At 64.9% G+C, this 16,675-nt stretch carries 17 protein-coding genes; 3 read left to right on the top strand and 14 right to left on the bottom strand.

The window, feature by feature from the left end:
• A partial coding sequence (locus F1735_RS10950; protein ID WP_167236946.1) for a transposase domain-containing protein occupies positions 1-155 on the top strand: 155 nt, incomplete at its 5' end.
• Positions 156-273: 118 nt separating this feature from the next.
• Positions 274-624, top strand: coding sequence for an IS66 family transposase (locus F1735_RS36465; RefSeq protein ID WP_373888500.1), 351 nt, complete (start codon positions 274-276; stop codon positions 622-624).
• A gap of 397 nt (positions 625-1,021) precedes the next feature.
• Here the strand turns inward: F1735_RS36465 and F1735_RS10940 are convergent, their stop codons facing one another.
• The 12 genes from F1735_RS10940 to F1735_RS10885 all read right to left on the bottom strand — a co-directional run bounded on the left by F1735_RS10940 (position 1,022) and on the right by F1735_RS10885 (position 14,108).
• Positions 1,022-1,489 (bottom strand): macro domain-containing protein, encoded by a 468-nt coding sequence (locus tag F1735_RS10940; protein WP_167236945.1) that lies wholly within the window; start codon positions 1,487-1,489, stop codon positions 1,022-1,024.
• A gap of 108 nt (positions 1,490-1,597) precedes the next feature.
• Positions 1,598-2,260 carry a hypothetical protein gene (locus F1735_RS10935; RefSeq protein WP_167236944.1) on the bottom strand — a complete coding sequence of 221 codons (663 nt, stop codon included), beginning with the start codon at positions 2,258-2,260 and terminating at the stop codon, positions 1,598-1,600.
• Positions 2,247-3,089, bottom strand: a complete 843-nt coding sequence (locus F1735_RS10930) for an NAD-dependent epimerase/dehydratase family protein (protein WP_167236943.1) — start codon at positions 3,087-3,089, stop codon at positions 2,247-2,249. The genes F1735_RS10935 and F1735_RS10930 overlap by 14 nt, the downstream gene beginning before the upstream one ends.
• A 4-nt stretch (positions 3,090-3,093) precedes the next feature.
• Positions 3,094-4,152, bottom strand: a complete 1,059-nt coding sequence (locus tag F1735_RS10925; protein ID WP_167236942.1) for an FkbM family methyltransferase — start codon at positions 4,150-4,152, stop codon at positions 3,094-3,096.
• Positions 4,153-4,164: 12 nt separating this feature from the next.
• Positions 4,165-4,722 carry a dTDP-4-dehydrorhamnose 3,5-epimerase gene (gene rfbC, locus F1735_RS10920; protein WP_167236941.1) on the bottom strand — a complete coding sequence of 186 codons (558 nt, stop codon included), beginning with the start codon at positions 4,720-4,722 and terminating at the stop codon, positions 4,165-4,167.
• Complete coding sequence (locus F1735_RS10915; RefSeq protein ID WP_167236940.1) at positions 4,722-5,963, bottom strand: class I SAM-dependent methyltransferase; 1,242 nt, start codon at positions 5,961-5,963, stop codon at positions 4,722-4,724. Before F1735_RS10915 ends, rfbC begins: the two co-directional genes overlap by 1 nt.
• The gene (gene rfbG / locus F1735_RS10910) at positions 5,960-7,027 is read right to left on the bottom strand and encodes a CDP-glucose 4,6-dehydratase (RefSeq protein ID WP_229505715.1); all 1,068 of its coding nucleotides are present in this window, start codon (positions 7,025-7,027) and stop codon (positions 5,960-5,962) included. Before rfbG ends, F1735_RS10915 begins: the two co-directional genes overlap by 4 nt.
• A 5-nt stretch (positions 7,028-7,032) precedes the next feature.
• Positions 7,033-7,806 carry a glucose-1-phosphate cytidylyltransferase gene (rfbF, locus tag F1735_RS10905; RefSeq protein ID WP_167236939.1) on the bottom strand — a complete coding sequence of 258 codons (774 nt, stop codon included), beginning with the start codon at positions 7,804-7,806 and terminating at the stop codon, positions 7,033-7,035.
• Positions 7,803-10,517 (bottom strand): tetratricopeptide repeat protein, encoded by a 2,715-nt coding sequence (locus F1735_RS10900; protein WP_167236938.1) that lies wholly within the window; start codon positions 10,515-10,517, stop codon positions 7,803-7,805. Before F1735_RS10900 ends, rfbF begins: the two co-directional genes overlap by 4 nt.
• A gap of 31 nt (positions 10,518-10,548) precedes the next feature.
• A complete protein-coding gene (locus tag F1735_RS10895; protein WP_167236937.1) occupies positions 10,549-12,162 on the bottom strand; it encodes a GGDEF domain-containing protein in 1,614 nt (537 codons plus the stop codon).
• 135 nt (positions 12,163-12,297) lie between these two features.
• On the bottom strand, positions 12,298-12,945 hold the full coding sequence (locus F1735_RS10890) for a response regulator (RefSeq protein WP_167236936.1): 648 nt from the start codon (positions 12,943-12,945) through the stop codon (positions 12,298-12,300).
• Complete coding sequence (locus tag F1735_RS10885; protein WP_167236935.1) at positions 12,942-14,108, bottom strand: sensor histidine kinase; 1,167 nt, start codon at positions 14,106-14,108, stop codon at positions 12,942-12,944. The genes F1735_RS10890 and F1735_RS10885 overlap by 4 nt, the downstream gene beginning before the upstream one ends.
• Positions 14,109-14,205: 97 nt before the next feature.
• Between F1735_RS10885 and F1735_RS10880 the strand changes: the two genes are divergently transcribed.
• Positions 14,206-14,913: a phosphodiester glycosidase family protein gene (locus tag F1735_RS10880; RefSeq protein ID WP_167236934.1), complete on the top strand. Its 708-nt coding sequence runs from the start codon at positions 14,206-14,208 to the stop codon at positions 14,911-14,913.
• A gap of 43 nt (positions 14,914-14,956) precedes the next feature.
• Here the strand turns inward: F1735_RS10880 and F1735_RS35660 are convergent, their stop codons facing one another.
• Positions 14,957-15,736, bottom strand: coding sequence for a PEP-CTERM sorting domain-containing protein (locus tag F1735_RS35660; RefSeq protein ID WP_229505712.1), 780 nt, complete (start codon positions 15,734-15,736; stop codon positions 14,957-14,959).
• A 71-nt stretch (positions 15,737-15,807) separates the two neighbouring features.
• Positions 15,808-16,572, bottom strand: a complete 765-nt coding sequence (locus tag F1735_RS35655; RefSeq protein WP_222852972.1) for a PEP-CTERM sorting domain-containing protein — start codon at positions 16,570-16,572, stop codon at positions 15,808-15,810.
• Positions 16,573-16,675 lie beyond the last annotated feature (103 nt).

The following is a 16,675-nucleotide window of genomic DNA, read 5'->3' as shown; positions in this document are numbered from 1 at the left end:
CGGCCAAGGCGAATGGCCTGGAGCCTTACACGTGGCTGCGCCGGGTACTGCGCGACTTGCCGGCGGCGAAAACCGTGGATGATGTAGCGGCGCTGCTGCCGTGGAATATGAAGGATTTGCATACCCCCGATTTAACCAGCGGCGTGACTTCCTGAACAGTCTGGGGTTGATGGATCGCTTACCGCCAAAACACTGAGCGCTGCGGCGCGGCAGCAAGGACACCCACTCGACGCCGGCGCCATCGCCGCCTTCACCACTGTCTACGACGATATCGTGCGTGAAGGCGAGGAACTGAACCCTCCCAAACTCAAGCCAGACGGAAAATCCGGTCGCTGTAAACAGTCCGACGCCCACAACTTGCTGCGCCGCTTCCGGCTGCACGCCGACGCCATCTTGCGTTTCATCGCCGATCCGACCGTCCCGTTCTCGAACAATATTGCGGAACGGGCCGTCCGCATGCCCAAGGTCAAACAGAAGGTATCGGGCTGCTTCCGCACTGTTGCCGGCGCCGACAATTTCTGCACCATCCGCTCCTGCCTTGACACGCTACGCAAACAAGGTCACAGCATGTTGGACGTACTGCGCCGGGCATTTGCTGGCGATCCAATTGCGCCAGCCGCGTAGCGGCTGAACAGTTACAGTTCAGTTATGCTGAAGATCAGCGCTAATCACCTAAAAAATTTGCTAGATATTATATTAATTCGCGTGCCGAAAGATTGCCTGCTGCTTGTCCAGGCGTGCGCAGGATAACGCCCATTGAATGGTTTTTTGATAAAAATCCAGCTCTGGGCGGTAGTGTATTGATTGGCAGAGTAAGAATCGCCGGCTGACATTCCCAATATGGGTCCACACCGGGGTCAAAGCTTTAATGTGAAACATTGTGAACTCGGGGACAGGCCCTCGCACGCTCTCCTGCGGCGTCGCAGCCATTTATCGCGCGAGTTCGACGTCGCCGTCGCTTCAACGCTACAGATTGTGAAATGTTGCGAGTTAAAGCTCTGACCCCGGTGGTAGGAAAAGGTCAGGTTTTTGCGGCGGCAACAAACTCCACGAACGTGTGATCCTCGCCCGCCAGTTCTTCTTCAATGATGGGAACGATGCGCGTCCAGTCGCCTCCCGCCAGGCCGGCGCCGATCTTGGGGTAGCCGATCCGCTTGCCCTTGAATTGTTTTTTGACTTCTCTCATCACACCGGCGATGGCCGCGTAATCGGCTTTGTTGCCGTCGCCGCGCCAGTGATATTGCGTGTAGCCGTTGACGATGGTGAAAGTTCTTCCATCCCGCTGGATATGCGCCACAGAAATCGTCCCGAGTTTTGCGGCATCGCCTTTGGCGGTCGACTGGTCGGCCGCGAACGCTTCCGGAAACAGCCGTTTGATCGATAGCGCGATGCCCTTGCCCATCTGGCACTGGCAGTTGCAGCCGTGGACGATGACGTCGAACGTGCCATCGAGAGCGAGCTGGAGGAGGTCGCCGGTGATTGTTTTCATGGTTCTTCAGGTTGTCGTTGGCGCGCTTCGCGCCGGGCTGTCGATTGTAAGCCAATAGCAAACGAGAAATGTTTCGAGTCAGAGCTCTGACGCCGGTTAATCAATTTTTCAGAAGCGGAAGAAGTCGTCGATCAGGGGCCGCTTGGCCGCTTTGATGGTCAGTTCGCCCGCCGTGCCGGCGAACACCATGCAGTTTCCCGGCGTATCGCGGTTGATCACGCCGGTGCCTTGCGATACCGTGGTGTGGTCGCCGATCCGGCAGTGGCCGATGATGGCGCTGTTGGGATACAGGATCACACCTTCGCCCAGCACCGGGGCCACGCCGCGGTTCTTGCCGACCGTGGAATTTTGATACAGCACCAGATAGTTGCCGTACGTTGCCTTGGCCAAGACGATGCCGACCGAGTGCCCGATGAAAAATACCTCCGGCATGGCGATCTCGTAAAACAGGTCGATCCCGTTCAAGGCTTTATTGAGGAGGAACAGGCGCGTCGCGGCGCCCACCGCCTCCTCGCTGCGTTCTTCGCGCCAGACGGTATTGGCCAGGAAATACAAGTACAGGCAGTACTGGCTCGAATTGAGATAGTTGAATTGCCCACTTTGCCACATGCGCACCCGGTCGATGCAGTGCGCCAGCCGCTTCAGGGCCTGCGGCAGGTGGCGTTCGAGCCGGTGGCGCAGGGCGGCGCCATCACCGCTGGGGAAAAAACAGCCCAGCTGGGCGCAGGTATAGTCGAGCAGGCTGGCCTGCGTATGGTCAATCAGCCGCATGCCACGCCTCCGTGCCGAGACAGTGTTCGACGACCGCGCGCACCGGGCGCGGCCTGATCCCGAGTTGCGCCAGCCGTTCCACGGTGCAGGGCGCCGGATGTTCGCGCGCACTGTCGCGCGCCAGGCTGACCGACCAGCCGTGGCGCCGGAATACCTCCGCCAGTTCGGTGTTCGACACCTGTTCGCCGCTGGCCACGTTGACCACGCCGCTGCTGCACCGGGTCGCCATGGCGGCGAGCGCGGCGACCACGTCGTCGAGGTGGATGTAGTCGCGCACCACGCCGCCCGAGGAGTCGAGATGCAGTGTTTTGGCGCGCATGGCGCGTTGCAGCCAGTCCGACAAAAAGCCCGGCGCCCCTGGCGACCAGTCGTACACGCAGGCCAGGCGCGCGACTGCGGCGCGCCCATCTGCCGCGTGCAGGCACAGGTTTTCGCCCAGGGCTTTGGACAGATCGTACAGATGGCGCGCTTCGTGCGGATTGAGCAGCAGCGCCGCGTGTTCGTCCACCGGCACGCCCGCGTGCCGGCCCAGGCTGTCGTACAGGCGGGTGGAGGACAGGTACACCAGGTGCTCGAAGCGCGCTTCCTGCAGCACCTTCGCCAGCAGGCCGACATGGGCCTGGACCGTGTCGAAGGGGCGCAGCGCGTAGTCGGCGGTCAGGCCGGCGCAATAGATCACGCGGCCCAGCGCGCGCTGGAACAGGGCCGGATCGCCGCGCGCCGGTGCATACACGGCATGGCCGGCGGCGCGCAGGTGCTCGGCCAGGCGCCGGCCGACGAAACCGTCCGCGCCGAGTACGGTGTAGGTGGTGGCAGGCTGCGCCGTCATCTGGCTACAGGCCATCGGTCGGGTGATGCAGCGCCGGATCCTTGTGGCGCAGCAGCTTGGGGCTGACATGCTGGCAGATCTTGTAGGGCAGTCCGGCAAAGCGCGCCGAGTCCTTGACCGCCACCATGTTAAAGCCATGCGGCGGCCCTTCCAGGTACACCGCTGCGGCCGGGATCAGTTCGATCGGCTTGCCTTCCATGTCGACGTTGGAATTGAAGTCGCGCACGGCGAACACCTGGTAGCCGTGCTCCTGCAAAAAACGCACGATGTCGGTGTTTTCCAGGCCCGCGCTCCAGTCCACGTAGTCGCGGTGGACTTCGAACACGATGTCCGGCGCTTGTCCCGCCGGCAGCGCCAGATAGCTGGCCGCGCCGCGCAGGGCGCGCAATTCCGCGCCTTCGATGTCGAGCATGATCAGGTCCAGCCGGTCGATGCCGGCGCCGTCCAGATAGTCCTTCATCGTCGTGGTCCGGAAACCGCTGGCGTCGTCGCTCACTTCAGGGTGGGCAAACGAGTCGTAGCCGACCAGTTTCAAGGTGGTCGCGCTGTCGTCCCACAGGCCCTCGGGACGGGCTGCGATGTTGTCCAGGCCGTTCAGGGCGGCGTTGTGGATCAGCATGCGGCGCTGCTCGTCATTCGGCTCGAAGGCGTGCACCGTGCCCTGGTGGCGCGCGGCCTGTTGCGCCAGCAGGATCGCCTGGTCGCCGAAGTAGGCCCCGCCCACCACGATCTGGCGCGCGTTGGCGGCCAGCTCGACCAGCAGGCGCGAGGTTTGCGGCTCCCAGGCATGATCCGGCCTGGCCGGCGCCGAGAGCAGGAAGTCGCGCGCGATTTTCGAACGGTACAGGAAATCGAGGCGGGTGCCGTCGGCCAGCTCTTTCCTGACGATCTGGTCGCCGTCGTAGAGCGCGTCGACCAGAGGGCCGATCACCTCTTCGCGCACGTCGATGCCGGCGGTCGCAATCGTGCGCTCGAATTGCAGCAGGTGCTCGAGGAAGGCGTCGCGCCATGCGGGCCGGGCGGCGATCATGCCGAGCGAAGCAATCAGTTTTGTCGGGTCCATGTCGGCGTCCAATCAGGCTAGGGAGTCAGGGGCGGGCAGTTGGTGCAGCAGCGGCAGGGTGCGGTCGCGCGCGGACATGATCCGTTCGCTGCACGCCGGCCAGGGAATGTCCAGCGCCGCATCATCCCAGCGCAGGCCGCGCGCCGAGGCGGGATTGAATGGCGCGCTCATCTGGTACAGGACTTCGGTATCGGCTTGCAGGCTCTGGAAGCCGTGCGCCATGCCTGTAGGAATGTACAGCTGGCGCCGGTTCTCGGCCGACAGTTCGGTGTGGAAGGCCTTGCCATAGGTGCTTGAACCTGGCCGCAGGTCGACGATGACGTCGAACAGCGCGCCGCGCGTGACCCGCACCAGCTTGATTTCTTCATCCGGCGCGATCTGGAAGTGCAGCCCGCGCAGGGTGCCGGCCCGGGGATTCCAGGAGACGCTTTGCTGCACGAAGCGGCCCGCCAGGCCGTGCTGCGCAAATTCTTCTTCGCAGACGGTGCGCGCGAACAGGCCGCGCTCGTCCTCGACCGGGTCGATGTCGATGAGAAAGGCGCCGGCCAGCGCTGTCGGGGTCAATCGCATCAGGCCACCACGTGGATGTGCGGGTTGGCCAGCAGGAATTGCCCGCCCCAGTCGCGGATACCGGCCATCTGGTCCATCAATTCGTCCTTGATGTTCCACGGCAGGATCAACAGGTAGTCGGGACGCGTCTCGGACACGGCGTGCGGCGCGCGCACCGGGATGCGGCTGCCCGGCAGCAGCTTGCCTTGCTTGGCGGGATTGCTGTCAACCACGTAGTCGATGATGTCGGCGCCGATGCCGCAGTAATTGAGCAGGGTGTTGCCCTTGGCGGCCGCGCCGTAGGCGGCGATGGTCTTGCCCTGGTCCTTGGCGTCGATCAAAAAACGTTGCAGCGCGCGCTTGGTGGCGCGCATGCGCTCGCCAAAGCCGGTGTAGGTGTCCAGGCGCGTGAGGCCGGCCGCCTGTTCCTGTTCCAGGCAAGCGGCGACCTGCGCCGTGGCGGCGTGCGCCGCCCCGTGCAGGCAGGCATGCACGCGCAGGCTGCCGCCGTGGGTCGCCAGGTGCTCGATGTCGAACACGCGCAGGCCGGCGCGCGCGAACACGGGCATCAGGGCCGTCAGGGACAGGTACGCATAGTGTTCGTGGTAAATCGTGTCGAACTGCTGGTCGGCGATCAGGCGCAGCAGGTGGGGGAATTCCAGGGTGAGCACCGCTTGCGGCTTCATCACGGCCGGCATGGCGCCCACAAAATCGTGCAGGTCGGGTACGTGGGCCAGCACGTTGTTGCCCAGTAAAAGATCGACCTGTTCGCCCTGCGCCGCCAGCGCGCTTGCCGTGGCGCGGTTGAAGAACAGTTCGCGCGTGTCGATGCCGCGCGCGCGCGCCGCCGCCGCCGTATTGCCGCTCGGTTCGATGCCGATGCAGGCAATGCCCGCTTGCTGGAAGTATTGCAGCAGGTAGCCGTCGTTGCTGGCGATTTCCATCACGCGGCTGGCCCCGGTCAAGCCAAGCCGCGCCGTCATCTGGTCGACGTAGGCGCGCGCGTGCGCCAGCCAACTGCTCGAAAATGAGGAGAAATACACGTAGTTGGCGTGAAAATGCAGTTCGGCGCGGGTGGCGTCGGCCAGTTGCACCAGCCAGCACCGGGCGCACACCATGGCGTGCAGCGGATAGAACATCTCGCCCTCGGCGGCCTGGTCCGGCTCGACAAAGGCGTTCGACACGGGCGAGACGCCCAGGTCGGCAAAGCTGTGGTGCAGCGGTGCGCCGCAAGCGCGGCAGGAGCGGGCGGGCGTCGTCATGCGCAGAAATGCTCCAGTTGCTGTTCGGTAAAGGCGCGCATGTCGCGCGCTTCGTGCGCGGCGGCGTACCAGGCGGCCGTCTGTTCGATGCCGGTCGCCAGCGGCCAGCGCACTTGCCAGTCGAGCTCGTGGCGCGCCTTGCTTGAATCGAGGTAGAGCAGGGCGGCTTCTTTCGCGGCGTGCTGCTCGCCGTCGAGGCGCCATGCCAGTTGCGGCCAGTGCGCTTGCAAGCGTTTCAACAGGGTCGCGACCGACAGGTTGTCGGCGGCGTCGGGACCGAAGTTGTAGGCGCCGGCGCAGGCGGCGTCGCCGGCCAGCAGGCGCGCGGCCAGCAGCAGGTAGCCGTGCAGCGGTTCGAGCACGTGCTGCCACGGGCGGGTGGCGTTGGGACTCCTCACCGGCAGCGCGCCGCCTTGTTGCATGGCGCGCACGGCGTCGGGAATCAGGCGATCAAGGCTCCAGTCGCCGCCGCCGATCACGTTGCCGGCGCGCGCGGTGGCGATCAGCGGGCCCTTGTCGCTAAAGAAACTGCTGCGGTAGCTGTGCGCCACCAGTTCGGCGCCGGCCTTGCTGGCGCTGTACGGATCATGCCCGCCGAGGCGGTCGTTTTCGCGGTAGCCCCAGGGCCAGTGCTGGTTCTCGTAGCATTTGTCGGTGGTCACCACCAGCGCGGCGCGCACGCTCGGGCAGGCGCGCAGCGCTTCGAGCACGTGTACGGTGCCCATCACATTGGTCGACCAGGTCGCTACCGGGTCGGCGTAGCTGTGGCGCACCAGCGCCTGGGCCGCCAGGTGCAGCACCAGTTCGGGCGCGGCGTCGGTCATGGCGGCGCTCAGGGCGGCCTGGTCGCGCACGTCGGCGATGTGGTGGCGCGCCAGGGTGTCGCCCACGCGGGCTAAGCCGAACATGCTGGGCGTGCCGGACGGGGCCAGCGCATAGCCGGTCACGCGCGCGCCCAGCCGCGCCAAAAACAGGCACAGCCAGGCGCCCTTGAAGCCGGTGTGGCCGGTGACGAACACGCGCCGCCCCTGAAAGGCGTGCGCGAGCGCGTGCATGCCGCGCATGTCACTCATGCCCAGACCTTCCATGGCGCCGTGCCCGACTGCCACATTTCTTCGAGCATATTCTTTTCGCGCAGGGTATCCATCGGTTGCCAGAAGCCGGCGTGCTCGTACGCCATCAGCTGGTGTTGCGCGGCCAGCGCCTGCATCGGTTCGACTTCCCAGCTGCACTCGTCGCCGTCGATCAGGTCGACCACGTCCGGTTGCAGCACGAAAAAGCCGCCGTTGATCCAGCCGCCGTCGCCCTGCGGTTTTTCCATGAAGGCGGTGACGGCGTCGCCCTGGCGCACCAGCGCGCCGTAGCGTCCGGGCGGCTGCACGGCGGCCACGGTTGCCAGGCGGCCGTGGGCGCGGTGAAAGGCGATTTCGGCCGCGATGTCGATGTCGGCCACGCCGTCGCCATAGGTGAAACAGAAGGGCTGGCCCGGTTCCAGGTATTCGCGCACGCGTTTCAGGCGCCCGCCGGTGAGGGTGTCGGCGCCGGTGTCGACCAGGGTCACGCGCCACGGTTCGGCGTGCCGTTCGTGGACTTCCATGCGGTTGTTCTGCATGTCGAAGGTGACGTCCGACATGTGGAGAAAATAGTTGGAAAAGAATTCCTTGATCAGGTAACCCTTGTAGCCGACGCAGATGATGAACTCGTTCACGCCGTGGTGCGAGAACACTTTCATGATGTGCCAGAGCATGGGTTTACCGCCGATTTCGATCATCGGTTTCGGCTTCAGATGGCTTTCTTCCATGATCCGCGTGCCGAGGCCGCCGGCCAGGATGACGGCTTTCATGGCTGCGCTCCTTCGCCACTGTCGCACCCGCTGTTGCACCACTTTGCCCACATGCCCCGGTACGCATCTTCCAGGTGATGGGTGAAGCGCGCCATGTCCATCAGCGGACTGGCGCGGGTGCGCTCGCGCAGGCCGCTGCGCAGGCGGCGCAGGCGGGCCGGGTCGCGCGCGATGTCCACCGCGATGGCGATATAGGCCGCCTCGTCCTCGCCGATCAGCTCGTCCAGGCCGCCGTTGTGCAGGATCGTCACGCCCAGGCGCGAAATGAAATTGCTGCCGGCCAGGGTGACGAAAGGCACGCCCATCCACAGGGTGTCGAAGCTGGTGGTGCCGCCGTTGCACGGGAACGGGTCGAGCGCAATGTCGATCCGGTTGTACAGCACGAACTGGTTCTTGCGGGCGTTGGCGATCAGGACCAGGCGCGCCGGCTCGATGCCCAGGCGCGCAAAGCGCTGTTCGACGCCGTCGCGCATGCCGGGATTGTCCAGCCCGAGAATTTCGAGCATCAGGCGCGACCCGGGCACTTGCGCGAGAATCGCGGCCCACAGCACGATGGCCGCATCGCTCACCTTGGCGTAATTGTTGAAGCAGCCGAAGGTGATGAACCCGTTGTCCTCAAGCGGCGGATGGTCGATCACGGCCGGGCTGTTGGGGTGCGCGGCGTAGCAGCAAAACGCATCCGGCAGGCGCCACAGGGTTTCCACGTTGACGTGTTCGCTCTGGCCGGGCGGCTCGGCAAAGGCGTCGGTCAGGCGGTAATCGATGCTGGCCAGGCCGGTGGTGGACGGGTAGCCGATGTAGGTCAGCTGCACCGGCGCCGGCTTGCGGGCAAAGGCCAGCAGGCGGTTGCCGGACGTGTGGCCGGCCAGGTCGACCAGGATGTCGATGCCGTCGGCGTGGATGCGCTCGGCCAGCTGCTGGTCGGACATGTTGCGGCACGGTATCCAGTGGTCGGCGTCGGCCCGGATGCGCGCCGTGAAGTCGTCGTTGACGACGTGGCTGTAGTAGCAGTACACCTCGACCTGGGACTTGTCGTGGCGCGCCAGGATCGGTTCGATGAAGAAGGCCACCGCGTGGCGCCGGAAGTCGGGCGAAACGTAGCCGATTTTCAGGCGTTTGGCGGGCTCGCGCCCGGGCGCATGGATGAAGCGCTGCGGCGCCAGCGCTGGCTCGAACTGGGCGGCGAAGCGCAGGTGTAGCTGAAACAATTGTTCCTGGGTGATGCCGGCCGCGTACTGCATCGACAGCAGCAGGTTGTTGTGAGCCTCTGCGTAGCCGGGCGAGAGCGCGATGGCTTGCTCGAACATCTGGCGCGATGCGTCCGGCTTGCCCTGGCTTTTCAAGGTGGTGCCGAGGTTGTTGAACGCTTCGGCAAAGCCCGGACGCAAGCCGATCGCGGTCTCGAAGCAGATGGCGGCCTCGTCGTAGCGGCCGAGGTCGTTCTTGGCCACGCCAAGGTTGTTGTAGGCTTGCGCAAACCCGGGATCGCGCACGATCGCCTGTTCGAAGCAGGTCACCGCCTCGGGCAGGCGGTCCATGTTGGCGTAGGCCACGCCCAGGTTGAAGTGGGCGGAGGCGCTGTCGGGCCACAGGGCCAGGGTTTTTTCGCACCAGCCCAGGGCTTGCACGTGGCGCTGGAGTTCGGCGTTGGTGAGCGCCAGCATGGCGTACGGCTCGGCATAGCCGGGTTGCAGATGCACGGCGTTGGCGAAGCAGACCAGCGCTTCTTCGTGCCGGTAGTCGGCCTTGTAGGCGACCCCGAGGTTGCAATAGGCTTCGACGTAGCCGGGCGAGACGGTCACCGCATGCTGGAAACAGTCGATCGCCTCGGCGCCCTGGTCCTGGTCGAGCAGGGCGCCGCCCAGGTTGTTGAGCGCTTCGGCAAAGTCGGGCGCCAGCGCCAGCGCGGCCCGGTAGGCGGCAATCGCCGCCTCCAGCCGGTCCAGTTCCTTGAGCGCGATGCCCATGTTGTTCCAGGCCTGGGCCAGGCGCGGATCGATCTCGAGCGCACGCTGGTAGCACGCCAGGGCCTCGTCCGGCGCACCCTGCTGCTGGCGCGTGACGCCCAGGTTGTAGTGGGCCGCGGCCAGGTCCGGCCGCAGCGCCAGCGCGGCCTCGACATGCGCGGCCGACAGCGCCCATTGTCCTTGCTGCTGGTACAGCGAGCCCAGGTTGTTGTGCACTTCGGCAAAGCCGGGCTGGAGTTCGAGCGCCTTGACGTAGCAAACCTGGGCTTCGTCCAGGTTGCCCATCAGTTTCAGGGTGTCGCCCAGGTTGCTGTAGGCCTCGGCATGCTCGGGCTGCAGCGCCAGCACCGCCAGGTAGCTGGAGAGGGCGTCGGGCAGGCGGCCGTCGTCGCGCAGGGCGTGCCCGAGCAGGAGCTGGGCCTCGATATTGTCCGGCTGCCCTTGCAGCAGGCGCGCGTAGCTCGCTTGCAGCGCGGGCAGCAGGCCCAGGGCGCGGTAGCTGGCGTCGAGCGCGATGTAATACGGCGCGCGCCCCGGCTCCTGGTCGATCGCGCGTTGCAGCGCGTCGATGGCGTCGGCGTGGCGGGCGTCTTGCTGGTACAGCAGGGCCAGCAGGTGCAGGGCTTCGGCTTTGCCGTCGAGCTTGCGGTACAGCGCTTCCGCCTGCTCCAGCCGCCCCGCCCGGTGATGCTCCATGGCGATGGCGAGGGGGGAGGGCGGAGCGTAGGAAGCGGGTTTTTTCATGGGCGTGCTCAGTTCCTCGATCAGGCAAGGGTCAGTCGGCCACCACGACCCGGTTCTTGCCGGTTTGCTTGGCCTGGTACATGGCTTTGTCGGCGCGCCGCACCAGGCTGGCCTGGTCTTCGTTGGGGCTGCGCAGGGCGACGCCGGCGGAAAAGGTGATCAGCACTTTTTCATTATCGTGCAGGAAAAAATGCTTGGTCAGGTCGCGTTGCAGGCGGGTCATGGTCAGCGAGGCCGCTTCGACCGTGGTTTCCGGCAGCAGGATCAAGAATTCCTCGCCGCCGAAGCGGGCGATCACATCCATCGAGCGGATGGTTTCCTTGACAATCTTGACCAGGTGCTTGAGCGCGTTGTCGCCGGCCAGGTGGCCGTAGGTATCGTTGAGGCGCTTGAAGTCGTCCAGGTCGAGCATGGCGATGCACAGCGGGGTGCCGCGGCGGTCCGAGCGCGCTGTTTCGCGTTCGAAAATATCGTCCAGGCCGCGCCGGTTCAGGCTGCCCGTCAACTGGTCTTCGCGCACCAGTTCGCTCATGTGCTGGAGCTTCGCTTCCAGGGTGTGGATGCGCTGCTCGGCTTCCTGCACTTCCTGGCGCGCCAGCACCATGCGGTCGCGCGACTTGAGCGCTTCGCTCTGCACCAGGCGCGTTTCGCGCAGCACTTCTTCGAGGATGATGTTCAGTTCGGCAATATTGTCGGTGTGGCTGATCTTTTCGGAAAAGCTGCCGATCTTTTCGTGGAAGTCGCCGGTCGTGGTGGCCACGGAACTCAAGCGGTCGATGAAGGTGAGCATCATGTTCTTGACCGTCAGCTTGACGTCCGACAGGCTGTGCTTGAGCTGGCTCTGCTTGTAGATGACTTCCTTCAGGCTGCGGGTGGCGTCTTCCAGCGCGCGCTGGTCGATCGGGCCGGCAATGAGTTCCTGCACCGAATCGATCTGGCCGCGCAGCCAGCTATCGTCATCGAGCAGTTCGGTGACGTTTTCCAGCAGCAGCTTGAACAGGCGCAGCAGCAATTCCTGCTGTTCGCCGACGTCGCCGCTTTTCACATCGATCTGGTAACACAATTGCTTGAGGCGCACGCTGACATCGTTCAGGGCGTCTTCGCTGGTGGCCACCTTGACGGCGGCGCCGAGCGCTTCGGCTTCGACCATCAGGGCCGGGGCGTCGGCCAGCAGCGAGGCGACCGCGACGCTCAGGGTGCGGCTGAGCAGGTCGCGCAAGACCTTGGCGTCGGGCGCGTCGGACAGGGCCGAGAGCGAGGCCAGCTCGATGCCGCCGCCCTTGCGGAAGTGTTTCTCGACCAACTGGTTCAGGTTGCGCGCATAGCCATCCCAGTCGCGCGTCTTGACGGCGCGCGCGAAGCGGCGGCCGAAGTCGGCCAGTTCGCCCGGCGTTTCGCTCAGCTTGCTGGCGAAGTCGCCCAGCACGTTTTCGGCCCCAGCGTCGGGCGCGGCCTCGGGGGCGGCGGCCTCGGGCGCGGGCGCCGGGGCGGCGGCGATGCCGGCGATCTCGTGATAGATTTCGCGGTAGGCTTCCGGGGTCGGCGCGATGCGGCGCGTGGCCAGGCGACGGAAGGCTTCGCGCGCAATATCAGCCGGATTTTGCGCGGCGGGATTCTGGGCGGCGGTGGGCGGAATTGTAGCCATGTAGAACAGTGCCTCGGTCAGGTTCGGCGATGATGTGCCAATGATAAGCTTGTTTGTTTCCTGCCATCTCAGAAAAAGAGCGGATAAAGCATCTTACTCCAGAGCATTAAGCTGGCGCGCGGCGCTGGAAAATACTTATTCGATCAGCTGGTTTTTGATCGCATAGTGCGTCAATTCGGCACTGTTTTTCAGTTTCATCTTGACAAGCAGGCGCGAGCGGTATTCGCTGATGGTCTTTACCGACAGCGACAATTCCTTGGCGATCGCGCCCACCGTCTTGCCCGAGGCGATCATGGTCAGGGTCTGGTACTCGCGGTCGGACAAGGTGTCGTGCAGCGGCGTGTCGTGGTTTTCGCCGAGCGCGCTGGCCAGTTCCTGGGCCAGCGCCGCGCTGACGTACTTTTGCCCGGCGGCGACCTGGCGGATGGCCGTGACCAGTTCGCGCGGGGCGCTCTGCTTGGTCAGGTAGCCGGCCGCGCCGGCCTTGAGCGAGCGGATCGCGTACTGGTCTTCGCGGTGCATCGACAGCATCAGCACGGCCAGTTCGGGATGCTCCTTCTTGACCAGCTTGAGCACCTCGATGCCGCTGCGGTCGGGCAGGGAGATATCGAGCAGCATCACGTGGCATTTGGCCTTGCGGATATGCTTGATCGCGTCGACCCCATCCTCGGCCTCGCCGGCGACGATGATGTCGGGCGACTCGGCCAGGATTTGTTTCAAGCCTTCGCGCACGATCGCGTGATCGTCGGCGATGAATACCCGGATGATGGCTTTGTCGGTCATGGTGCTTCTGGTTCGCTTACGTGGTCGGTGTCGGTGTCGCCCGCTGCGGCGGCGCGGGCGCTCTCATCCGCCATTATCGTCGCTTTGGCCGAACTGAGCCTGATTTTGATGGTCACCACCGTGCCGCCGCCGGGGGCGTGCGCCAGGGCCATGGTGCCGCCCAGCGCCTGGGCCCGTTCGCTCATGCCGCGCAGGCCGAACGATTGCGGCTTGTGGCGGTCGGCCTGGGCGATGCCGGCGCCGTTGTCGGCGATCGTCAAGACAATGTGCTGGCGCAGCAATTGCAGGCGCACGGCAACCCGGCTGGCGTGCGCATGCTTGGCGATATTGGTCAGCGCTTCCTGGAAAATGCGGAACAGCGCCGTCGCATGGTCCAGGTGCAGGTCGATCTCCTTGTCGGTACAGGCAAAGCTGCAGGCGATGCCGTTCTGCTTTTCGAATTCCTTGATCTGCCATTCGAGCGCGGCGACGATGCCGAAGTCGAGCATCGAGGGGCGCAGGTCGAGCGAAATGCGGTGCACCGCGTCGATGGTGCGGTCGACCAGGGCCTCGACATAGGCGGCCCGCTCGGCCAGCTGCGGCTGGTCGGGCGGCAGGCGCTGGGTCAGCATCATCAGGGCCATCTTGATGGCGGTCAGGTTGCCGCCCAGGTCATCGTGGATTTCGCGCGCGATGCGGGTGCGCTCCTGTTCCTTGACATGCTCCATGTGCGCGGCCAGCTCGGCCAGGCGGGCGCGCGAACGGGTCACTTCCAGCTGTTCGAGCTTGCTGGCAGTGATGTTGGTCATTACCCCTTCCCAGTGGACGCTGCCGGGATGGTCGGCCATGGCGCGCGGGGACGAGCGCAGGTTGATCCATTTCTGGTCCTTGTATTCGTGGATCCAGACCCGCCCTTCCCAGTTCCAGCCCGACAGGCTGGCGGCCGAGGCATGCATGGCGTCGAGATAGCTCTTGCGGTCTTCCGGCACGATCAGCTCGATGAAGCGCTGCGGTTCGGCCTGCAGTTCGGCGGCGGACAGGCCGAGCAGGGCGGCGCAACCGTCGCTGACGTAGGTAAACGCCACGCGGCCGTCCGCATGCAGCTCGAACTGGTACACCAGCGCCGGGGTGTTGCTGACGAACGCTTTCATGGCGTGGGCGATGGTGGGTGGAACGGGGCTCATCTGGGCTCGGCACAGGAAACAATGCCTGGAATCATACGGGAAAATGGCCCAGGCCGGCAGCGTGTACGCGCGCGTCGCGCTTCGGTACAATATGTCCATGAAAAAGACCCTGTCCGCCCTGCTGCTGTGCCTGTCCGTCCAGTTGTGCCAGGCGGCCGATCCACGGTACACCGTGGTGACGGTCGACCCGGCGCGGCAAGACCTGCGCCTGTTCCTCAACGACGAGGCCGGCCAGCCCTTCCAGGGCTTCGCCCGCCTGCAAGCATGGCTGCGGGGGCGCAAGCAGCGCCTGGTGTTTGCCGTCAACGCCGGCATGTACCATCCGGGGTTTGCCCCGGTGGGCTTGCATGTGGAAAATGGCAAGCAACTGGCGCCGCTCAACCTGGATGAGGGCAAGGGCAATTTCTTCTTGAAGCCGAACGGGGTGTTCGTGCTGGGCAAGGGCGGGCCGGCGGTGCTCGAGTCGTCCGCGTATCCATCGTACGCGGCCCAGGCCGTGGAGGTGCGCCTGGCGACCCAGTCCGGTCCGATGCTGGTGATCGACGGCCAACTGCATCCGCGCTTCGACCCGGCATCGCCGTCGCGCTACGTGCGCAACGGCGTCGGCGTGGTCGATGGCAAGGCGATTTTTGTGATCAGCAACGTGCCGGTCACCTTCCACGAATTCGCCACTTACTTCCGCGACACTTTGCATTGCAAGAATGCACTCTACCTGGACGGCTCGATCTCGAGCCTGTTTTCGAGCGCACTCGGGCGCGCCGACGGCGCCGCGCCGCTGGGACCGATACTGGGCGTGCTCGAGTAAGCGTGCCGGCGTAACGATACCGGGCGGGCGCGGGGCCGGAAAATCAGGCCTGGCGTGTCTGGCGCGACTGCTCGCGCCGCTTCCCGCGCGCGACGCCGCCGAGCACCAGCAGGCCGGCCAGCAGCATGCCATACGTCTCCGGTTCAGGCACCGGCGAGGTGCTCTGATCGGTGTAGAAGGAGGCCGAGGTGCTGGCCGCGAGCACGCCAGTCCCGATCGCCGCTCCCGTATCGAGCACGCCATACAGCAGTTCGCTGCGCGCCCCCGCGTTGGTCGACAGGGTGGTGAGGAACGATTCGTAGCCCCTGACCCCATCGATGGTGGTTTCGAAACCGCCCCCCAGGGTGGCGCCTGCGGTCGTGTCCTTGATCCCGTTGTCCTGCACGAAGACCTCGGCCTCGGCCGAGAACAGCAGCCGGGTCGAGGGCGACAAGGTGAAGTGCAGCCTCTGGTTGGTGGAGACGAACGAGGCCCACACGGGGAGGGACGTGTTGATATGCATGTCGGAACGCGTGCTGGCCGGCCCGTTGTGCGTGCTGGCGCCGCCATAGGTGAACGGCTTGTTGACGGTTTCGAAGCCATTCGAATAACCGGTCTCGTCGATGCCGGGGTCGGAGGAGAAGAAGCTGAGGTAGCCGCTGGCGCTGGTGCTGAAGAAGTCGATGCTCGGGCTGATGTTGTCGGTCAGGTCGAGGTCGATCAGCTGGAACTGGATGTTTTTCAGGCTGGCGGAAGCGTTGCCATTCGCGGCATGGGCCGGTGCGCAGGCCAGCAGGCCGGCGGCCAGCAGGCCGGCGACGATCTTGAGTGGATGGGCAAGCATGGGATTCTTTCGATGAGGATGGCGCTTCTCGGCCGTGGCGGCCGGGTCGGAATGGTTGGGACGGCGCCGCTTCATGCGGCCGGGGTCGCGGCGGCCTTGCGACGGCGGCGCGCCACGGCGCCCACCACGGCGGCGCCGGCCAGCAGCATGGCGTAGGTGGACGGTTCCGGAACCGGCGGGGTCACTCCCATCAAGCTGGTGTAGGCGTTGAACGAGAATTGGCCGTTGCGTTGCGTGGCATCCGATCTCAGCGAGCCGTACAGATTGATGGTGGCCGAGGCATTTCTGTTAATGACCTCGTAGGACTTGTCGAATTGTCTATACTCCTCGCCATTCGCGTCCAAAAGATACGCCCGCATAGCGATACGACTCTCACTTCCCTCCAAGCCGCCATCACGTTGCTGCGCGATCTTGCCGACGGCGGTGAAGATCAACTCGGTATTCGGGCTCAGGATGAACTCGCCGACGCGCTTGCCCTCGTTGCGGTATTCGTGTCGAAGCTTGTCCACAGGCAGGGAATGGTTGAGGCTGGCGTGCGAGAGCAGGGCGGTATCGGACAGCGTGCCGCCAGCCGCGCCGAACTGCGTCACGATCGAGGTCGTTCCCGATGCGCTGATTTGCTCGGTTTGCCCGTCGCCGGTGGTCGACAGCCAACGGGTGTCGACGCCGAAGGTGATCGAGGGATCGATGCCATCGTTCAGGTCGAGGTCGACAAGGCGGTACTGGAATTGCGCGATGCTGGCGCTCGCGGTGCTGGTGTTGGCCTGGGCGGGTACCCAGGCGGCGGCCAGCGCGGCCAGTGCGCACAGGGTGCGTTTGTTGAAATGCGGGTGCATGCGTGCCTTTGGACGTTTGGCTGCCGACGATCAGCAGAATGTTAACCAGAGTACACGACATTTTAGCAGTTTCGGATGTCTTTTGTGTAACAGTGCATGCGTG

Origin of the sequence: Massilia genomosp. 1, assembly GCF_011682185.1 — a bacterium.
In the GTDB taxonomy this organism is placed as follows: domain Bacteria; phylum Pseudomonadota; class Gammaproteobacteria; order Burkholderiales; family Burkholderiaceae_D; genus Telluria_A; species Telluria_A rubra.
Note: the sequence above shows the minus strand (reverse complement) of the source record. Positions and strands in the feature narration are given on the sequence as shown.